The sequence below is a fragment of the Marinithermofilum abyssi genome (genome assembly GCF_014641195.1).
In the GTDB taxonomy this organism is placed as follows: Bacteria; Bacillota; Bacilli; order Thermoactinomycetales; family DSM-45169; genus Marinithermofilum; species Marinithermofilum abyssi.
The window spans coordinates 78,780-96,911 of sequence record NZ_BMHQ01000013.1 but is presented as its reverse complement, the minus strand read 5'-3'; the positions used below and the strand labels follow the sequence as shown (position 1 = coordinate 96,911).

Here is an 18,132-nt window from a genome sequence, read left to right as displayed (position 1 = left end):
TCTGGGCCGTGTCTCAGTCCCAGTGTGGCCGGTCACCCTCTCAGGTCGGCTACGCATCGTCGCCTTGGTGAGCCGTTACCTCACCAACTAGCTAATGCGCCGCGGGCCCATCCGTAAGTGACAGCTTACGCCGCCTTTCCACATCCCGCCATGCAACGGAATGTCCTATCCGGTATTAGCTCCGGTTTCCCGGAGTTATCCCGGTCTTACAGGCAGGTTGCCCACGTGTTACTCACCCGTCCGCCGCTGATTCCACCAACGTCACCCCGAAGGGATCTGTCGGCTTCCTCCGCTCGACTTGCATGTATTAGGCACGCCGCCAGCGTTCGTCCTGAGCCAGGATCAAACTCTCCGATAAAGAGTTTGAGCTTCGCTCAAATGAATTAACGGGTCACGTTCTGACCGCTCTTCAGTTTTCAAGGAACGCTTGTGTGAAGCGTTGTTCGCTTCCTTTCAGTGTCTTCCGCTCTCTCGCGGCGACAAGTAATACTATACCACCGTAAAATGGACGAGTCAACACTTTTTCTGCAAAAAAATATATGGATTTTACATCCAGTCGATTCAAAAGGAAAACCCCCAGCAACGAAACTGTACCAGGGGTTTTTCGCTATGCTTTTTACAACGGTTTTGCACGTGTTTTTGTTGCTTCCGAAACAAATCGTAAGAAACGCCAGGCTTCACTTCATGCATCCCGGAGAAACTCTTGCAGATCACTGTGGGTCACTCGTTTTTTCTCATACGCCATCCGATTTTGTTGGGTTTCCGCAACTTCATATCCATATACTTATTTATATCTGCGTAGGTATGATGGTCATCTACATAATGAATTTTGTGTCAAAGATGTTGCGAGCAGGTTGTTTCCCTTCGGGCATTAGGATTTCCTGCTCTCCCTTTTAAGCTCCATTTATATCCCTTCATCTTCTTCATGACTGCCTTCGATTATTTCCATCACCGTCTTAGCAGTCACTTTCTCCTGGTCTACCATCATTTGGGCGAATACGCGTCAACAACACCAACATAGCTACGCCGGCAATATGGATATATCTTCCTCACCCAGTTATCTCAAGCAATGGATAATAAAAGCTGTATTTGATATACAGATGAAAAAGGATTCGGTTTCGTTTCTGGTCCCTTTCTGTCGAAAGATAGACTTTGACGGCAGCCTTGGGTATTCTTTTTAAGAAGGACTTATGGTACCGCTGTGAAGCGAGGTTGGATGGAGGACTCATGAAAATCGGATTTCGTACAGCCAAGACGGTGCTTGCAGTTATCGCTGCTATTTACCTGGCGCAGCTTCTTCAATTGGATATGTACACCTTTGCCGGCATTGTAGCCGTACTGATGATTCAGACAACCCGCCGCGAATCGTTGGATACGTTTTTAAAGCTGACTGCTACGACCGTGATTACCTTGGTAATCGGCAGTGTCTTGCTCTGGCTGCTCGGCTATCATGTCTACGTCATCGGAATCATGTTGCTGATTCTCATTCCTGTGTTGGTAAGAACGGGGACTGCACGGGGGATCGTGTTAAGCGCGGTAATCTGCGTTCATTTATATACTGCCGGTGATCTCTCGGTTCAACTGCTGCTGAATGAATCCTTACTCATCCTCAGCGGCATGTTGGTGGCTTTAGCCATCAATTGGAGTTATATGCCAAAGCGTTTGGATGAATTATACATCGTACGGAAAAGCATCGAGGAGAAATCATCGTCCATGCTGCGGCAAATGGCCCGTTGCTTGAAAGACGAGGACTATATATGGGACGGAGCGGAAATTTTGCAGATTCACTCCTTAATTCAACAGGGGCGGAATCTCGCCCTGTTTCATGAAGAGAACTACATTACCCCCGACGATGTGTTGACACTGCGTTATTTTGAAATAAAAGAAAAGCAATTTAACCACTTGAAATACATGGTGGCCTTGGTGTCACGCGTCGATTGTGTGGTCGTCCAGGGACAAATGCTGGCCGCAATCATGGAAAAAGCTTCCGAACAATTGTTGTATAATCCCGCTGCTCATGCCCCTGCCTTGAAACGGGAGTTAAAGAACCTTGTCCAAACCTGTGAAGAGCTCCCCCTGCCCAGAACGCGAAAAGAATTTGAAGTGCGCGCCGCTTTGCTTCAAATCTTGCACGAGCTGTTGGAGTACATCCAGGTATATGAAGAAGTCCCCCATCGATAATCGGCAGGTACAAAGGCATACTTCACGTCTTAGCGCTTGCTCCTGGTCGTTCTATATTCCTTTTTACCTCGGTCCCTCGTCCTTTCGTCACTGAGTCCCTCGTTCAAAGTCACGGAAGATGGTCTTTATAAGCAATCTCAAGCAATGTCGGGCCGGGACCGACCCGACCTTTTCCCCGTTTATTGTTTAGCAACCAAACGGTACTGGCATTCCTGCACTCCCCCTGTACAACAAACGACTTCCTCAACCAAAGAACGCTTGACCAACTCTTGTATCAACAGGGGAACATCCAACTCCAACTGCTCCCTTTGCAGGCGCGCGGTAAGTTGTTGAAGGGAACATTTCCCGTGACCGTCGCCAATTAACTTCAATAAATAGGCGCAATACCGGTCCAATTTGGTTAAGATGGAATACTCCGCGGCCAACAGCACCAACTGCATGCGCTGTTTCAACGAATCTCTTCCTTCCACCAGCTCTTTGTACAGCTTTACCACTTCCGGAGCAACCGCCTGAATTTGATGCCATATCTTCGGTCGGGGAAACAGTCCCCATTCCACAGCCGCCAATCTAGCCCAGTGCTGCAATCCCTGCTGTAACGCCACGTAAGCATCAAGCAATTGTTCCTGTTGCAGTTCTGCCCTTCCTTCTGCCACAAACCGCAACAACGAAGAAAATTCCGAACACATCATTTTGTCCCGCATGGAGGAAGGAAGGCGGTGAAGCAACTGAAACAAATCTCGAATGCGCCCGTATGGATCGTACAAAATTTCCCCTTCCAACAACCGGGAAATCAGGTGGTTTCTCTTGTTGGAATACACCCAAGCAGGAGATTCGTTCATATGAAGCCTGCACTCTTCCACACGTACGGTATCCAACAGATAGAAAGATGACCCCTCTGCTGTTTGTTCGCCATCCAAAAACACGATCAACATAATATCCACTGAAAAAAACGGAGCACTATCCGCTCCTCGTCTCTTTTTCACCAGTACTGCCCCTACCGCTTGTGGCAGCCGCTTCATCCGTTCTCGTAAATATGGGACTACCTGATTCTCCATCCTGTTTTCCCCCAGCACTGACATTCACCGCTCATGGATCCTACACAACTGTTTCGACGAGGTTAATCTGATTCCTGCCGCAGTTGTTTCTCTGCCTTTTCCATTCATTTCTTCATCGAAAAAAGCATGTTATACTAAGGAAAACAACGGACCCGGCCTTGAATGAATGGAGGAAATTACCTTTGTTATTCGCCAGCAAGATTAATAAAGCGCGGACATTGGCCTTGCTGCTGATCTTTTTCGGCTTTGGAATCATGTTTCTCGGTACCGGCCTTATGTATATGAAGTGGATCGGCCAATCCGGTGTCATGGTCTTTTTTCTGCTGGGAATGCTGGTCACCTTTTCCAGCGTCATCATTTATTTTTGGGTAGGGGTACTCTCGACTCAAGCCGTAAAGGTAAACTGCCCTCAATGTGAGAAAGTAACCAAAATTCTCGGGAAAACCGATCAGTGTATGCACTGCAAAGCAACGCTGACCCTGGATCCCGAACAAGCATCCAGCAATAAGGACTCCTAGGAAAAAACCGACTCATCTCTTTGAGTCGGTTTTTTCCTAGGACTTTCGTTATATTTTTTTGGTAGCGTATTCTGTTTCCTGTCAAACAAATATATAATGTCAGTACATCAGCGTACTTGTACCGAAAGGGGGGTTCAATGGAAAAGGATGTTACAACCGTCGCAAGGGTACGAAATTTATCTGAAAAGTCTAAATGATAATTTGCCGTCGCAGGCGGTCTGCGATCAAGAAAAACGGTTGATCGCCGCCGCTTTGGAAGCGTTTACAAAGAAGGGCTATATCGATGCAACTGTTCAAGATATCGTATCGATCGCGCGCGCTTCCAAGAGTACTTTTTACAAGTACTACGATAACAAAGAAGCTGTGCTTATTCGTATCCTTCACCTGTTGACCGATGTACTGATTGAAAAGGTGGAACATTCCCTACAGGCGCATCCGCCGACTTCCAAGCGAACCTTTTATGCCATTCGCGCCTATATCGAGACGTGTTTTCTCCATCGGGAAATCACTAAGCTGCTGATGGTGGATACAGTGGGGGTCGCCCCCTCACTGGAAAAGATTCGCCAAGAACTGCACCAATATTTCGCAAGGATTTTTCACAGGGAAATTTCTCAGGCACTGCGAAATGACCAGCGTATACAACATAGTGACGCTTGGGTGTTATCTTATGCCATGGTTGGAGCTGTGCAGCAAGTAATCATCCAATCTTTGATCGTGGAAGTGCCGCCAAACCCGGACCATTTGGCCGAAGTCTTGGAAACCATGCTGAGCCGCAGTCTTCGCAAGGAAAACAGCAAGAAAGCCAAGCATCCCAATCTCACCAATGAACACTGACACACATTCGAAGCGGTTAGGACCCGAATGAGAAAAGAGGGATGCAGGTGAAACCGTTCAACCTTGTGGATATGCTACATCAAAATGTCATGCGTTTTCCCAACAAAGAAGCGATTCGCTGGAAAGAAGGAACGTATATCGGAATGTCCTACAGCGAATTGTGGGATCACATCCGATCCTTCGCACATGGGTTGAGCCGGCTGGGAATTGGCAGAGGTTCAAAGGTAGCCATTCTTGCCGAGAACGGTCCCAAGTGGCTGATCAGTGATTTTGCTGTGCTGAGTCTGGGCGCTGTCTCCGTTCCGGTATACCCGACACTGACAGGGAAACAAGTGGCGGATATTCTGTTCTACGCCGATGTAGAAGCCATCATTGTGCAGAATGCCGCGAAAGTCAAAAATGTTCGGTGGCCGGAGGGAGTGAAAACCCGCATCGCCATGTATGGAGAAGATGTGCCGGAAGGCTATCTCTCCTTTGACGAACTCGTTCAGCAAGGGAAAAAGGGAAATGGACAGAAACACCGTTGGGGTTGGGAGTCCATCCAGCGGGATGATCTCGCAACCATCGTGCATACCTCGGGTACTACGGGTCGCCCGAAGGGAGCCATGCTCTCCCACGGCAATATCTTGTCCAACATTGAGCAGATCCTTCATTATGTACCCGTCAATCACGAGGATACCAATCTGTCTTTTCTTCCCTTGTCCCATATCTTTGAGCGGACAGCGGGCCATTTTGCGCCGATGTATGTTGGGGGAACCATTGCTTATGCGGAAAGCCTGGAACAGGTGCCAGCCAATTTGTTGGAGGTAAAACCCACCGCGATTACAAGCGTCCCTCGGCTGTTTGAAAAGATATACAGCCGGGTGATGGAGCAGGCAGCTTCCGGCTCCCGTTTGAAGCAGCATATCTTTCTCTGGGCGTTGAAGGTTGGAGCGGAAAAGTGCAGATACACCGAACAGGGATACGGTTATCCGATTCCCTTCAGGGTACAACTTCAGTCTCTCTTGGCCGATAAACTGGTGTTTTCCGCGATCCGTCAAAAAACAGGAGGAAACCTTCGGCTTCTGGTATCCGGAGGGGCAGCGTTGGATGCGAAGATCAGCCGCTTCTTCGCTCAGATCGGGATGCCGGTAGTGGAAGGATACGGCATGACAGAGTGTTCACCCATTGTCGCCTGCAATCCGTTACTGCGCATTAAACCTGGAACGGTGGGAAGGCCGCTTCCTTTGACCGAAGTGGACTTGGCCGATGACGGGGAATTGCTTGTCAAAAGTCCTAGTGTCATGATCGGCTACTACAATCAACCGGAAGAAACAGCAAAAACCATTGTAAACGGTTGGCTGCACACCGGGGACATCGTACAAATGGACCAGGAGGGTTACATTCGCATCGTGGACCGTAAGAAAAGCATCTTCGTCCTATCCACCGGAAAAAACGTCGCACCCCAGCCCGTCGAAAGCACCCTATGCACCAGCCGGTTCATTCATCAAGCAGCCTTGATCGGCAACAAACGGAAGTATGTTTCCGCGCTGATTGTGCCGGATTATGATTCATTGATCCAATATGCCAGAGCTAACGGTTGGTCGTCCAAAACCCGCCGGGAGTTGGCACACTCCAAACTGGCGCATGATCTGATCCGCGATGAAATGAGCCGTTTGTTGAGGGATTTTGCTTCCTTTGAACAACCCAAAAAGTTTACGCTTTTAGAAGAGGAGTTTTCCATTGAAAAAGGGGAACTGACTCCGACTTTGAAAATCCGCTTGAAAAAAATAGAAGAAAACTATGCGCGTGAAATCGCGTTGATGTATGAAGAAGCCTTGGAAGAGGAACCGTCGGCATCCCAAGAGCCGGACTCCGGTGAATACACCGGCTCGGCGGAAGTCGCCGCAGCCCGACAGACGTCCTCTTCCGAATCAAGGAAACCGGGGGCAACCACCATGAATCCATCTTCTTTCAACTGGGTGAGCGCGCTCGCTTCAGCGATTATCTTCGCGAGAGTCATTTTCAACCCCAAAGTGTTAGCGGGTATTGCCATTGGGGTGATCGCCGGGATCCTCGTTCAGTATCTGTGGTAACATCCACGGATGCCGACGTACTGTAAGGGGGTGTGTGTCATGCGCCAATTGATCGCTATTATAGCCACAATCGTGGCGTTCGGCATCACCGTATCACTGCCGCTCGTCAGCGATCCCTCCCCGTCTGAGGAAAGCTTGGCTGACAAGGTGGATTCCATGGAGATCAGCCAGGACCTGGCATCTCAGGAACTGAGTGAAAACCTCAAGTCCATGGATGCACAAAAGCTGCATCACGAAGTGGACTTGAATGGCATGTTGGCTGAAATCAACCAGAACAACAGCAAGCTGGGCAGCGCCAACAAGGACATCCTCGTCAACCTGGAATCCATCGACAACAAAGCCCTCCTGAACAAGGACATCAGTCAAAAGTTAGGTCTGGTTCATACTGGATTGGGCGGGCAAAATCAGACCCTGGGCGATATCCAATTGGTTACCGGGCAACAGGTGGGGCTGAGTACAGACCTGAACAACTTGAGTCAATTGCTGCATGCCAAGATGAACTTGATTTCGGCCACCGCCGATACGCAGGTGAATCAGGTCAACCAACTGCGCTCCATCACCCTGGATACCAAACGGAAGATGCAACAGGTAGTGAATCTGAATGTTCAGTTGGAGAAGAAGTTGCAAGCAGCCGCAGCCAAAAGCAAAAAAGCGGATCAGTCCATGCCGTAAGGAGGGGTGAAGATGATCCGAAAAGCTTTTTCCATCTTGGGTATTCTTCTCCTGAGCGGTGTGCTGATCAACGGTATTACGATGACGCAGCACCTGAAAAAAATCCACGCAGGGTTGGAAGACAACCTGGTATCGATCCAAAAGTTGAACCAGGTACAGGCGGCTATTATTCATAAAAATGAAGAGATCAATAAGATGGTTTCCACCGTGGATAACATTAACAAAGGGTTGGATCAAACCATCGACCGTACCAACAAAACGTTGGCACTGTTAACCCAAGTGGTGGATCTCAACGCAGACTCCCTCCGGTTGAACAACGACATGATCGGGTACTCATCCAATTCCAAGAATAAAATCAGTACACTCAATCAATCATTGAAGGAACTATCACCCTACATGACCCAATTGGACAACATGCTGAAGAATCTCTCCAAAACAGCCCAGGAAGACCAGAAACACATGAATGAGCTCCTGAAGTCTACGGAAAGTTTGAACAACAAGACACCGGGGGTGGAACTGGGCCGATGATCAAATCCATCAAAGTGACCACCCTGCTGATCACCCTTTTGTTGTCCGCCGTGGCCGGCAATACGTGGCTGCAGCTTTATTTGCAAAAAGATATCGCCGATAAAACGGAGAATCTGGAGCAACAACTGCAGGCATCTGCTAAAAAATCCCAGCAGATGAACAAACAGCTGGCCACGATCCGGGATCTTCGGGATAAAACCCGTGAGTTGAATACGAAAGTAAAAGCCATTGAAACCAATACGGCGGGGTTGAATCGGGAACTGAAAGAGCTGGATTCCGTCGTTGCGTCGATCGCTCAACGGGTGGATGCCATCGGAAAAAACACCAGTGTAACCTATCAGGACTTGAAGGGGATCCAAGCTTCCCTGCAGTCCAGTGCCAAGGTGCTTCAATCCATCCAGGGTTCCAATGCCCAAGTGGTGAAAACATTGCAATCGATGCAGTCAATCCAAGTAAAGATCAATGCCAATCTGAATGAAATGAACCGCAAGACAAGCATCCTGCCACAAAAGAAGTGAGGGGGTGAAGCGGTTGGATGTCAACAAATGGAAAGTAGCGTTGGTGGTTGGTGTGGGAGCCTTTTTTATCGCGGCTACTCCCACCTTGGCCAAGTGGAGTGATGATGTGGTGCTTCCCAGCCTGGCAGATTACAACATCTTTGGGCTTACTTCGGATCTGGTGGATCAGACGGGGGATATGCTGGATGATACACGAAAGCTGGAATCCGAAGTGTCCAAAGCGGAAAGTGCCATGGCTGGTTTGGACCGCCAGAACACCCTGTTGAAACAGCAGATCGAAACCAACGAGTCCATCAATAAAGAGCTGAACGGACAGTTGAACGGCAACATCGTGGCCCGGGAGCTCATGAAACAAATTTTGAGCCGGGAGGGCAAGACAGCCGACCTGTCGAAACAAATCGCCTCCACAGGCGACGAGGTCACCGGACAGATGATCACCACCGTCAATCACATGGGCAAGGTTGCGGATCACACCGGCCAGTTGAACAATACCACCGGCCAGTTGAACAACCGCATGGATGTCCTGCTCGCCGAGTTGGATAAATCCATTCGCAACTTCCGCTTCGTTTCCCGGATTCCGCTGGCAATCCGTTACCTAGAAGACAAATTCGGTGTGGACTTGCCGGTTGTTCCACGGGATTCCAATTCCGATAACCAAAATCCTGTGGACAAAGTGAAGAAACCAGTGGATGATGTTTTGGATGGGCTCCCCCCTGATCGGAATAAAAACAGTGAAGATAACGATTCCGGCGGATTGTCCGATTGGATCCCCATCCTGCCCTAGGGAGAGGAGGGAATGCGATGACGGCGCGAGCGGTTATTATCCTGATCAACTTAGCTTTACTCGGTTTGACGGGCTGGGGGACTTTCCAACAGATCGTCACCCAAAAGGATACCAACGAGGTCATGGTTCGCGTGCATAAGAATATCCGAAAAGCACATGAATTGACCGTCATCACCAACCAACAACTGGAACCTCTCCGGGAAACTGCTGACACCATGGAATCTATGAACGGAAAACTGCACCGCAGCAATCAGATGTTGTCCAATATGAACCTGCATCTGGCCAATGTGATTCTAAGCGAGCAAAAAATCGTCAGCGGACTGGACCGTCTGAATCAGAACATGATCTTGGTCCATGGCCAGTTGAATACATTGCACACCCAGAACACCAAGGTGTTGAAGCCGGCGTCCAATGTCGTACAACAAACCCGTTCCGAGAGCTCTACCTTGAAGAAGTTGTACGATCTAACCGGCACTTCCATCGAGGAACTGGCGGAAATCAACCGCAAATTCGCCTTTCTGGGGTATCTACCGTGATGTAGGAGGGGTTTCCAATATTTTTTAGTCTGTTATACCTTTTTACCATCGGAGCCATTATCGTCTTCACTGGTCTCATGATTCGAGAGATCATTCGAGGACGATCCATTATCAAATGGTTGACCGGTCTGACGGGTGTAACGCTGTTGTATCTGTTGTTGGTGACTGTAACAGCCATTACGTAAGCCGAAGCACCTTTTGCGGCGATGGCTCCAGAAAAGCCCAGCGACCTTTCGCTGGGCTTTTACTTGCTTGCGTGATATTAGTTAACCAGATGATACCGTCACTTCTTTTTGACAACCGCTACAGACACCATAGATCTCCATCCGGTGATTGTCTACACGGAAGCCGGTCTTCTTGGCCGCTTCCTTCTCTACATCGACCAAAGAAGGATAATCAAAATCCACGATCTTCCCGCATTCCCGACAGATCACATGATAATGATCACTCATATTAGCGTCGAAACGGCTGGAAGAATCCCCATAGGTCAATTCCCGAACCAATCCCGCTTCCTTAAACACGCGAAGATTATTGTATACGGTTGCCACGCTCATATTCGGAAATTTGTCTTCCAATGCCTTATAAATCTCGTCGGCGGTAGGATGGCCCATGGAGGTCAACAGATACTCCAAAATGGCGTGACGTTGAGGGGTCATGCGCACACCGGTTGACTTCAGCTGTTCGACTGCTTTGTTCAGGCGGTTGTTTGCCATTGCCATCCACCTCGCTGTATTCCGCCGTACCAGAATCATTCTCTCTTAATAATATATATAAATAGTCTACTTGGTTGAGCCTCATTTTGTCAATGGCTCCTCGCGGTTCTTGCCGTACCAGCAATAAGGCAGCAGATCGCATTGAGCGCATTTCGGATTTCGTGCTGTACACAAGCGGCGACCATGCCAAATCAATCGATGATGAGTGATCGTCCATTCTGCTTTCGGCACTCTACGGGTAAGCTGTTTTTCTGTCTCCAACGGGGTTTTACTATCCGCCAGAGCCAACCGATTGGCCACTCGCTGGACATGGGTATCTACCGCCAGCGCCGGTACATCGAAAGCATTGCTCAATACCACGTTGGCAGTCTTTCGCCCCACACCGGGCAATGCTTCCAATGCTGCGCGGTCTCGAGGCACTTTCCCTTCGTATTGTTCCACCAAGATACGGCACGTTTGCAGGATATTTTTGCTTTTATTTCGGAACAGCCCCAATCCGCGAATTTCCTCCGCCAATTCTTCTTCAGTCAGTGTAAGGAATGCCTCCGGAGTGGGGTATTTTTTAAAGAGTTCTTCGGTTACTTTGTTGACTTGACGATCGGTTGATTGAGCCGATAAAATCGTCGCAATCAACAACTCAAAGGGATTGTGAAAGTTCAGTTCGCAATGGGCATCCGGATACATTTCTCCAAGAATGGATAAGATTTTACGTGTGGGTATCCGCTTCGGTTTCGCTTTCAAGGAAAGGTCCCTCCTTTGGCTTCTGTCCGTACCGTCATCGGCCTTTCCTTATTGTAACGAAAAAGCGGTTCACCTGCCCATACGCCCCCGATTTCTTCTCATCGTCTCTCTTTTATGCCGACTGCGGAACCGCAGCGTTCTGTCCTCCTCCGTTCTTACACCTTTCCCTACAGCTGTTTGTAATCGGACACTCATTCCCACCAGCAAGGAAACCAGGAGAGCCATCCAGAAATACGGCATCGTTTTCACCTCTTTCCCATAGAATGCCCCGATTCTAATGAGGGACACATAGGTGAACACCTTTTTCTCAATGGCCGGCTGCTTTTTTCGCCTCGATGATCAGTTCGGTACTGTGCTCGTGGAAGGGTTCCTTACCGAAGTTTCCATAACGGTTGACGATTTCAAAACCCGTCAGCCTCAATAAATGGTTCAGTTCCACTGGAAATACATACCGAATACGGAAGGCTGTCCGGAGACGTTCCACCGAAGCCCCTTTGCCGTCAAACCGCTCGTAATAACGCGTAATATCCGCCTGTTGCAAAAAATGGCGAAAGCGGGTGTGATCAAACACCTCAATACATCCCTGATCTCCCGGGATCGGGAACGTTCCTCTATGTACCACCCGATCATCGATGTCGTGCATTTCGCTGATATGGGGAACAAACACATTGAATGCAAACATCCCGTCATCCGGCAAATGCCGCCGTACGGCATTTAAAAGAGACACCTGCTCTTTCACGGTTAAGAGGTGCAAAAAAGAGCGGTACGGGATGATAATCAACGGGAACCGCTCCCCCAGATCCAAGCGGCTCATATCACCTTCCACCCAATGACATAGATCTCTCAGTCCAAGGGCTTCAGACTTGGCTTGCGCCCGGGCCAACATGGCGGGTTCATTGTCCATCCCGACCACAGAAATCCCTTGCCGGGCAATGGCCAGACTGCATCGTCCGGTCCCGCAGCCCAGCTCCAGTACCGGGCCTCCGCTCTTGACGGCCAGTTCCGTATAATATTCCACATCTCCTTCTACTCCATCAGAGGTCCAATCATAATAATCCGGCCACTGATACATGCTGTTTACCGACATCTTATCCCCTCCATAAAAAGAAGGCGGTCCAATAACCGCCTCCAGCTTAATAACCAACCTTCCCTTCCGCAACAAGCGCTTCTGCCCGTACTTCCACTCCGATGTCACAGATCCCGTCTTTTCAGGCCAGGTGCTCCTTCACATACTGCAGGGCGTCATCTACATGCCCGTCCACTTTTACTTTGCGATAAATCTTGGCCAATTTGCCTTCTTTGTCGATGAGGAACGTTGACCGCTCGATCCCCCATTTCTTTTTGCCGAACATGTTCTTTTCCTTGTAGACACCGTACTTCTTTGATACTTCTGCTTCTGTGTCGCTCAACAGCAGAAACGGCAAGTTATATTTCTGAATAAATTTTTCATGGGATTTCAGATCGTCCAGGCTGACTCCGATAATAACGGTGTCCAGGTTTTTGAACTCCTCTTCCCGGTCTCGAAAATCACAGGATTCTGCCGTGCATCCGGGGGTATTGTCCTTGGGATAAAAATACAAAACCACATTTTTCCCGCGGAAATCGGACAGGGAAACCTCTTCTCCATTGCTGGCGGGAAGGGTAAAGTCCGGTGCCAAATCTCCCTCTTTCAACAAGACTTCCACCTCCAAGAGCTGTTTCGCTTTTCCCTTATTTTATCATGAACCCATTCCAAAACAAAAAAAGCCGGAGGATCCTCCCCGGCCCGCCGGTGGCGGTTATATCCCTTTCTCATCTCGTCGCGCATGATGATCAAACAGCATTCGTCATGGGGGTGACAACTTCGCCTTACAAAGTGTCTCGGAAGAGATTATAGAGGCTTTGCAGCGAATAGAACGCTTTTACTCCCCAAACCGGGACCACCAACAAAAAAGCGAATAACTCTACTGCAAATTTCATATACGTTGCCTCCTTTGGTTAGCCTCATTGTACTAATCCGAAGTGAGAACAACTTAAAAACCAGATTAGAATTTAATGAGAAATGGGCAGAATAACTTCCACCCGTGTCCACTCCCCTTCACGGCTGTCCAACGTGATCCGGCCACCGTACGCCTCCACGATTTGACGGGCGATCGCCAGCCCCAAACCCGAACCCGACTTCTCTTTGACCCGTGCCTGGCTTGCACGATAAAAGCGCTCAAACACGTGAGGAATGGCTTCCCTGGGAATGCCTTCACCCGTATCTTCTACCACCAGCTTGGCTTCTCCCATCACGGAAGTAACGGTAACGGTGATGGTACTGTTCCGCCGGGAGTATTTTCCCGCGTTGTCCAGCAAAATGTCCAACAACTTCTCCAAATCGGAGCGAGCCACAGGGATCTGTAGCGGCTGGGAGAAAGGCGTAAAGATCAAGCGACGGTCCGATAGCAGATTGCGCCAATGCCGGACCCGCTGGCCGCAAACTTCATTTAGTTCCACCCACTCACTTCCTCTGATGGTACCCAGGTCCTCAAACCGGGCCAACATCAAAAGGTGTGCCGTCATTCGCTCCATTCGGGCTGCTTCTTGATCGATCGCCTCAAGCGCTTCCTTTATCACCTGGGGATCTTCCTTCCCCCATCGCCGAAGCAGATTAGTATATCCGCGAATAACCGACACGGGCGTTCGAAGTTCATGGGAGGCATCCGCCACAAATTGCCGCTGTCGCTCCACGGATTCATAAATACGATCCAACAGCTGATTAAAGGTGCGGGACATCTCGGCAATCTCATCCCGGGTATCAGGTACGATCAACCGACTGTCCAGGTGGGAAGGATCCAGCTTTTTTACTGTCTGAGAGATTCGCCTGACAGGGTTGAGAGCGATCGCAGACATGAGGTATCCGCCAGCCGAAACCACCAGCAGCAGGATGGAGGAACCGATCATCAACGCCGTGAGCAAGGTGTCCAAATACCGCTGAACCGAGGTAAAATCTGTATATAGTTCTATCCGCGTGCCCTTGTCGGTATGGATAGGCACAGCCAGTACCGAAAAACGCTTTCCCTGGTGCTTCACCACCCGGCTCACCGTTGCCGAAGGTTGCCTCGTAGGCAAAAAAAGAGACGAATGGATTCCTTTATTAATCTGTGCCTCCACCCGGCCGTTTTTTACCAATCGGATAGCTTGTCCTGCTTCTGCAAAAGCCGGCAGCCAGGTGCGGGCCGACTGGGTTTCTTTTGAATCAGCTCCCGCAATCTGTGCCAGTATATCCAGTTTGTTCCGAAGTACACCTTGTTCCGTTTTCAGGATCATCCCTTCAGATAGTTTATAAACAAATACATGAAACAAGGCCAAGATCGCCAACAACATGCTCACAGACAAGAGAACCAACCGCCATTTAATCGGCATGCGTATTCTGCCGGATCACATATCCGACGCCCCTGACTGTTTCAATCAAGTCTTGTACGCCCGCCTCTGACAGTTTGTGGCGCAAATAACGGATATACACGTCTACCACATTGGTATCGCCGGTATAGTCAAATCCCCAAACCTTTTCCAAGATGGTTTGACGATTCAGGACCCGATCCCGGTTATGCATTAAGTAGCTGAGGAGGTCAAACTCCCTTGCCGTCAGTTTGACCTCCTGATCATTGCAGACCAATCGGCGTTGTTCAGCGTACAATGTACAAGACCGGACGGTAACGATATCCTCTGGAGAAGACTCTTCCCGTCGACGCCGCATCAGGGCGCGAATCCGGGCAAATAATTCTTCAATCGCAAAAGGTTTGACCAGATAATCATCCGCTCCCGCATCCAAACCGCCCACTCGATCCGGAACCGTATCCCGGGCTGTCAGCATAATAATCGGCACCTGGCTTTCTGCTCGAATGCGGCGGCAAACTTCCAGCCCGCTGATATCCGGCAGCATGATGTCCAAAATAATGACATCCCACGCCCCTTGCAGAGCCAGATCCAGTCCCTTGCGTCCCTCATGGGCTACCGTTACCCGATATTCCTCATGTTCAAACTCCAATTGCAAAAAACGTGCGAGGTTAACCTCATCTTCCACGATCAGTACGTTGATTGTCACTAATATCCCCGCCCCGACTCATGATTGCTGCTTTTATTATAACTGATTTGGATAGCGGCACTGACCGCAGCTTGCGGCAGCGATGGATCATGTATATGTAGGAATTAGGCAAGAAAATCTGCTGTGAATACGGGGAGGCGGACTTTGGAATCTTTAGCACGTTGTCAGCGGGATACGAAGAGGCAGAGGCGGAGGCGGCAGATGAACAGGGCGAGGAATCAACAGGCGTCCGGAAGTCACCCTCTCCGACAAAGGAGACCCGAAAGCAACGGAAGAAACGGGGTCCGTTTTTTCTAACGATGTGGAGGGCGTGCTCGACTCCTGGGGCGCGGGAACAGGCTGTGACGGCGGGCTTCCAGGAGGTGGCTGCAATTTATCCTGAGGGGGTTTTTGCGGCTCTTGTCGCGGTTCTTGTTGCGAGTATTGGGAAATCAAGCGAATATTGAGGGTGCTTCCGATATTGACTGACCCCGAATTCGTCACCGTGTTTACGCGCAATGAATGAGTTTTAATGCACACATCCACCAAACCCGCCTCCTACACTTGATCAATGATATCGGGGTCAATATTGAGATTCCGTTCGAAATCAATATTGCGGGCAAAATCCCCAATGGGAGAGGATCCACCCAAGGATTTCGCATTGCTCTCGGCACCGATGTTGATGGTATTTCCGAAGTTGACAGACCCTGCGCTGGAAATGCTGTGTATTTTTAAGTTGAAGATGTTGTTGACGGTTGCCATCACTCTTCCTCCCTGCGAAGGTCTACCACATCCTATGTGTTTGTTCTAGACAGCGTGCCCATCAGATATCACTTACTTGAATGTGATCGTCGTTGGGTTTGATGATACGTAGCCGAATTTCCAAGACGCCTTTTCGATAACTAGCGCTACTTTGCTTTTTCGATACCAAAGCACCTAGATGAATCTTTCGTTCGAAAGCCCCGGTATTTCGTTCTGTCACCTTGGCATTGTAGTGAGCATAACGGTTCGGTCTTTCCCCCTTCACCCATAAAGTATCCCCATCGATCCGCACATCCACGTCTTTTACGTTCTCAATTCCCGGCAAGTCAATCAGCACGACCACTTCCTGCTGTCCATGATATACATCCGCTTTCGGTCCGGCAGTTGGGACGGCTTCCATCATATCTCCCCAAAAGTCGTCGCCCAAAAACTTTCGAGCCAATTTGCTCCATTTCTCAAAATTTTTATCCTGATTCATCCATCATCGCCCCTTTCGGAGCCCATTTTCAATTTTCCCCCAGTGTATTCATCATGGGCGCACATGGTCACTGCAAAGGAAAAGGCATGAACCCGGCAGCTCGACCCATATACTAAAGTGATACCCCGGAAAACGCCGGAGGTGAGCCCGTTGTTCGCTTATTTATGGGACCGGATCAACCAAATGCAACAGGAATTGGACCAATTAAAAAAAGAGAATGAGGATTTGCGGAAGAAAGTAGCCTCGATCGAACCGGTTCATATCGAACGGATTGAATACAAAATACAAGAACTTCATGTGGATACCTTAAGCGGGACGCTCAACGTCGGGCTGACCGCCAACGGGGATGAGCAAAGCGTGGCCCGCATGGTAGAGCGGTTACAGCAAGAAGGAAAAAACAGCTTCGACCTGGGGGAATGGGGAGCCGGTCCCTCATCCGCTGAAACATCCCCTCCGTCTGAACCGCCTCCCACTTCCTCGATTCCCATTCAGCAGGAGAGTTCTCAAAGCGCTGACTCGGAAAACGAGGAGGGTCCTTCTTCTCAGCCGGATACTTGACTTCCTTCTCTTGATGGGAAGGAATTTTTTCATAAAAAAAAGCCATCTTCATGAGACGACGAAACTGGATAACATATGATAGCTTCGACTCTCTCCGATGGAAGTCCATACTGTCCGCTCCAAGCGATTCAACGAGACGCGGCACATGCGGGATGCACTCATAAAGAAGTTAAGCCTTGGTCGCAATCTATCAGGTCGTGCTATGTGCCGCTTTTTGGTCTCGTTTCCTCTCTTGTCGCCGGGTATGTCGTTCAAAGGTCGCTCCCTAAGAGATGTGCCCGAAGATGGACTTTGTCAGCAGGTTCAGACGTAAGAGACGGCTTTTTTTCTTTCCGAAGACGGGCTCAGTTGCCGGCCCCGCGATAGTTTCGAATTCCCCAGTTCCAAACGGTGATTCCAATCCCCATGTATACGACGCCCACCAGGGGAGTAACCATCGCCAGGATGGACCAGCGATCATCATCCAGAAGGAAGCTGGCGGGATAGAAGCCCACAAAAGCAAAGGGCAGCACCCAAGTCAGCACAAACTGGATGACTTTGCTATAGATGTTGATGGGGTACCTTCCATAGTTTCCCACGTTATACATGATCGGCTGGATATCCGTTTTCGAATCCGAAAAGAGACTGATACTGGTCAATGTGATATAGATTCCTCCATAAACCGCTGCGCCTCCGATGACAAAAACCAGGAAAAGCAACGGATCATACCAGGACCAATCCACATCCATCCGCATAGCTGCCCAGCCCATCACCGCCAACCCGGTCACGGCACCAATCAATGATTCGGGAGCCATCGTCTCCAGAATCACCTGCAACAGGCTGTGGGCAGGACGGGTCAATACGCGGTCCATTTCTCCCCGGATGATATACCGTTCGTTGAAATCCCACAGGTTGAAGAAGGCCGCAAACACGGCGAAGGGGACCAGGAAGTATCCGTAGATAAAAATCACTTCTTCCCTTGTCCAGCCCTGCAGATCCGTCGTATGGGAAAAGACCACCAAAATAAACACCAGGTTAACCCCTTGAAACAAGAGATCCGTCACCAGCTGTACGAGAAAGTCTCCCCGGTATTCCAGGCGCGTTTTCAAATACTGCATAAAATAGCCCAGGATCAATCGCGTGTAAAACATG

At 49.5% G+C, this 18,132-nt stretch carries 20 protein-coding genes and 1 rRNA gene; 10 read left to right on the top strand and 11 right to left on the bottom strand.

Annotated features, from left to right (window positions below; translation table 11 throughout):
• Window positions 1–358, bottom strand: a 16S ribosomal RNA gene (locus IEW70_RS15735); the annotation flags it as partial.
• Between the two features lie 869 nt (window positions 359–1,227).
• Here IEW70_RS15735 and IEW70_RS15730 point away from each other — a divergent pair.
• On the top strand, window positions 1,228–2,181 hold the full coding sequence (locus tag IEW70_RS15730) for an aromatic acid exporter family protein (protein ID WP_188648871.1): 954 nt from the start codon (window positions 1,228–1,230) through the stop codon (window positions 2,179–2,181).
• A gap of 179 nt (window positions 2,182–2,360) precedes the next feature.
• On the opposite strand, the gene IEW70_RS15725 is transcribed toward IEW70_RS15730, so the two are convergent.
• Complete coding sequence (locus IEW70_RS15725; protein ID WP_188648870.1) at window positions 2,361–3,236, bottom strand: nucleotidyltransferase-like protein; 876 nt, start codon at window positions 3,234–3,236, stop codon at window positions 2,361–2,363.
• Window positions 3,237–3,418: 182 nt separating this feature from the next.
• Here IEW70_RS15725 and IEW70_RS15720 point away from each other — a divergent pair, with 182 nt between their 5' ends.
• From IEW70_RS15720 to IEW70_RS15685, 8 genes are all read left to right on the top strand, one after another.
• Window positions 3,419–3,754 carry a DUF2614 family zinc ribbon-containing protein gene (locus IEW70_RS15720; protein ID WP_188648869.1) on the top strand — a complete coding sequence of 112 codons (336 nt, stop codon included), beginning with the start codon at window positions 3,419–3,421 and terminating at the stop codon, window positions 3,752–3,754.
• Between the two features lie 147 nt (window positions 3,755–3,901).
• Window positions 3,902–4,588, top strand: coding sequence for a TetR/AcrR family transcriptional regulator (locus IEW70_RS15715; RefSeq protein ID WP_188648868.1), 687 nt, complete (start codon window positions 3,902–3,904; stop codon window positions 4,586–4,588).
• Window positions 4,589–4,635: 47 nt separating this feature from the next.
• Window positions 4,636–6,663 carry an AMP-dependent synthetase/ligase gene (locus IEW70_RS15710; RefSeq protein ID WP_188648867.1) on the top strand — a complete coding sequence of 676 codons (2,028 nt, stop codon included), beginning with the start codon at window positions 4,636–4,638 and terminating at the stop codon, window positions 6,661–6,663.
• 39 nt (window positions 6,664–6,702) lie between these two features.
• Window positions 6,703–7,335, top strand: a complete 633-nt coding sequence (locus IEW70_RS15705) for a hypothetical protein (protein ID WP_188648866.1) — start codon at window positions 6,703–6,705, stop codon at window positions 7,333–7,335.
• 12 nt (window positions 7,336–7,347) lie between these two features.
• Window positions 7,348–7,863: a hypothetical protein gene (locus IEW70_RS15700; RefSeq protein ID WP_188648865.1), complete on the top strand. Its 516-nt coding sequence runs from the start codon at window positions 7,348–7,350 to the stop codon at window positions 7,861–7,863.
• Window positions 7,860–8,381 carry a hypothetical protein gene (locus IEW70_RS15695; protein WP_188648864.1) on the top strand — a complete coding sequence of 174 codons (522 nt, stop codon included), beginning with the start codon at window positions 7,860–7,862 and terminating at the stop codon, window positions 8,379–8,381. Before IEW70_RS15700 ends, IEW70_RS15695 begins: the two co-directional genes overlap by 4 nt.
• Before the next feature lie 13 nt (window positions 8,382–8,394).
• Entirely contained in the window at window positions 8,395–9,165 is a 771-nt protein-coding gene (locus tag IEW70_RS15690; protein WP_188648863.1) for a hypothetical protein, read from the top strand.
• Window positions 9,166–9,182: 17 nt separating this feature from the next.
• Complete coding sequence (locus IEW70_RS15685) at window positions 9,183–9,701, top strand: hypothetical protein (protein ID WP_188648862.1); 519 nt, start codon at window positions 9,183–9,185, stop codon at window positions 9,699–9,701.
• Window positions 9,702–9,967: 266 nt separating this feature from the next.
• Here the strand turns inward: IEW70_RS15685 and perR are convergent, their stop codons facing one another.
• The 8 genes from perR to IEW70_RS15645 form a co-directional block, all read right to left on the bottom strand.
• Window positions 9,968–10,414 (bottom strand): peroxide-responsive transcriptional repressor PerR, encoded by a 447-nt coding sequence (gene perR / locus IEW70_RS15680; RefSeq protein WP_188648861.1) that lies wholly within the window; start codon window positions 10,412–10,414, stop codon window positions 9,968–9,970.
• Between the two features lie 81 nt (window positions 10,415–10,495).
• Complete coding sequence (gene nth, locus IEW70_RS15675; protein ID WP_188648860.1) at window positions 10,496–11,155, bottom strand: endonuclease III; 660 nt, start codon at window positions 11,153–11,155, stop codon at window positions 10,496–10,498.
• A 307-nt stretch (window positions 11,156–11,462) separates the two neighbouring features.
• A complete protein-coding gene (locus IEW70_RS15670; protein ID WP_188648859.1) occupies window positions 11,463–12,242 on the bottom strand; it encodes a class I SAM-dependent methyltransferase in 780 nt (259 codons plus the stop codon).
• A 121-nt stretch (window positions 12,243–12,363) separates the two neighbouring features.
• On the bottom strand, window positions 12,364–12,831 hold the full coding sequence (gene bcp / locus IEW70_RS15665) for a thioredoxin-dependent thiol peroxidase (RefSeq protein ID WP_229752032.1): 468 nt from the start codon (window positions 12,829–12,831) through the stop codon (window positions 12,364–12,366).
• Between the two features lie 355 nt (window positions 12,832–13,186).
• Window positions 13,187–14,542: a sensor histidine kinase gene (locus tag IEW70_RS15660; RefSeq protein WP_188648858.1), complete on the bottom strand. Its 1,356-nt coding sequence runs from the start codon at window positions 14,540–14,542 to the stop codon at window positions 13,187–13,189.
• The gene (locus IEW70_RS15655) at window positions 14,532–15,224 is read right to left on the bottom strand and encodes a response regulator transcription factor (RefSeq protein WP_188648857.1); all 693 of its coding nucleotides are present in this window, start codon (window positions 15,222–15,224) and stop codon (window positions 14,532–14,534) included. The genes IEW70_RS15660 and IEW70_RS15655 overlap by 11 nt, the downstream gene beginning before the upstream one ends.
• A gap of 537 nt (window positions 15,225–15,761) precedes the next feature.
• The gene (locus tag IEW70_RS15650) at window positions 15,762–15,965 is read right to left on the bottom strand and encodes a spore germination protein (RefSeq protein WP_188648856.1); all 204 of its coding nucleotides are present in this window, start codon (window positions 15,963–15,965) and stop codon (window positions 15,762–15,764) included.
• A 61-nt stretch (window positions 15,966–16,026) separates the two neighbouring features.
• Complete coding sequence (locus IEW70_RS15645) at window positions 16,027–16,443, bottom strand: Hsp20/alpha crystallin family protein (protein WP_188648855.1); 417 nt, start codon at window positions 16,441–16,443, stop codon at window positions 16,027–16,029.
• 150 nt (window positions 16,444–16,593) lie between these two features.
• Between IEW70_RS15645 and gerPC the strand changes: the two genes are divergently transcribed.
• Entirely contained in the window at window positions 16,594–17,001 is a 408-nt protein-coding gene (gene gerPC, locus IEW70_RS15640) for a spore germination protein GerPC (RefSeq protein ID WP_188648854.1), read from the top strand.
• Window positions 17,002–17,345: 344 nt separating this feature from the next.
• Here gerPC and IEW70_RS15635 read toward each other — a convergent pair whose 3' ends face one another.
• Window positions 17,346–18,131, bottom strand: a complete 786-nt coding sequence (locus tag IEW70_RS15635; RefSeq protein WP_188648853.1) for an ABC transporter permease — start codon at window positions 18,129–18,131, stop codon at window positions 17,346–17,348.
• Between the last annotated feature and the right edge of the window lies 1 nt (window position 18,132).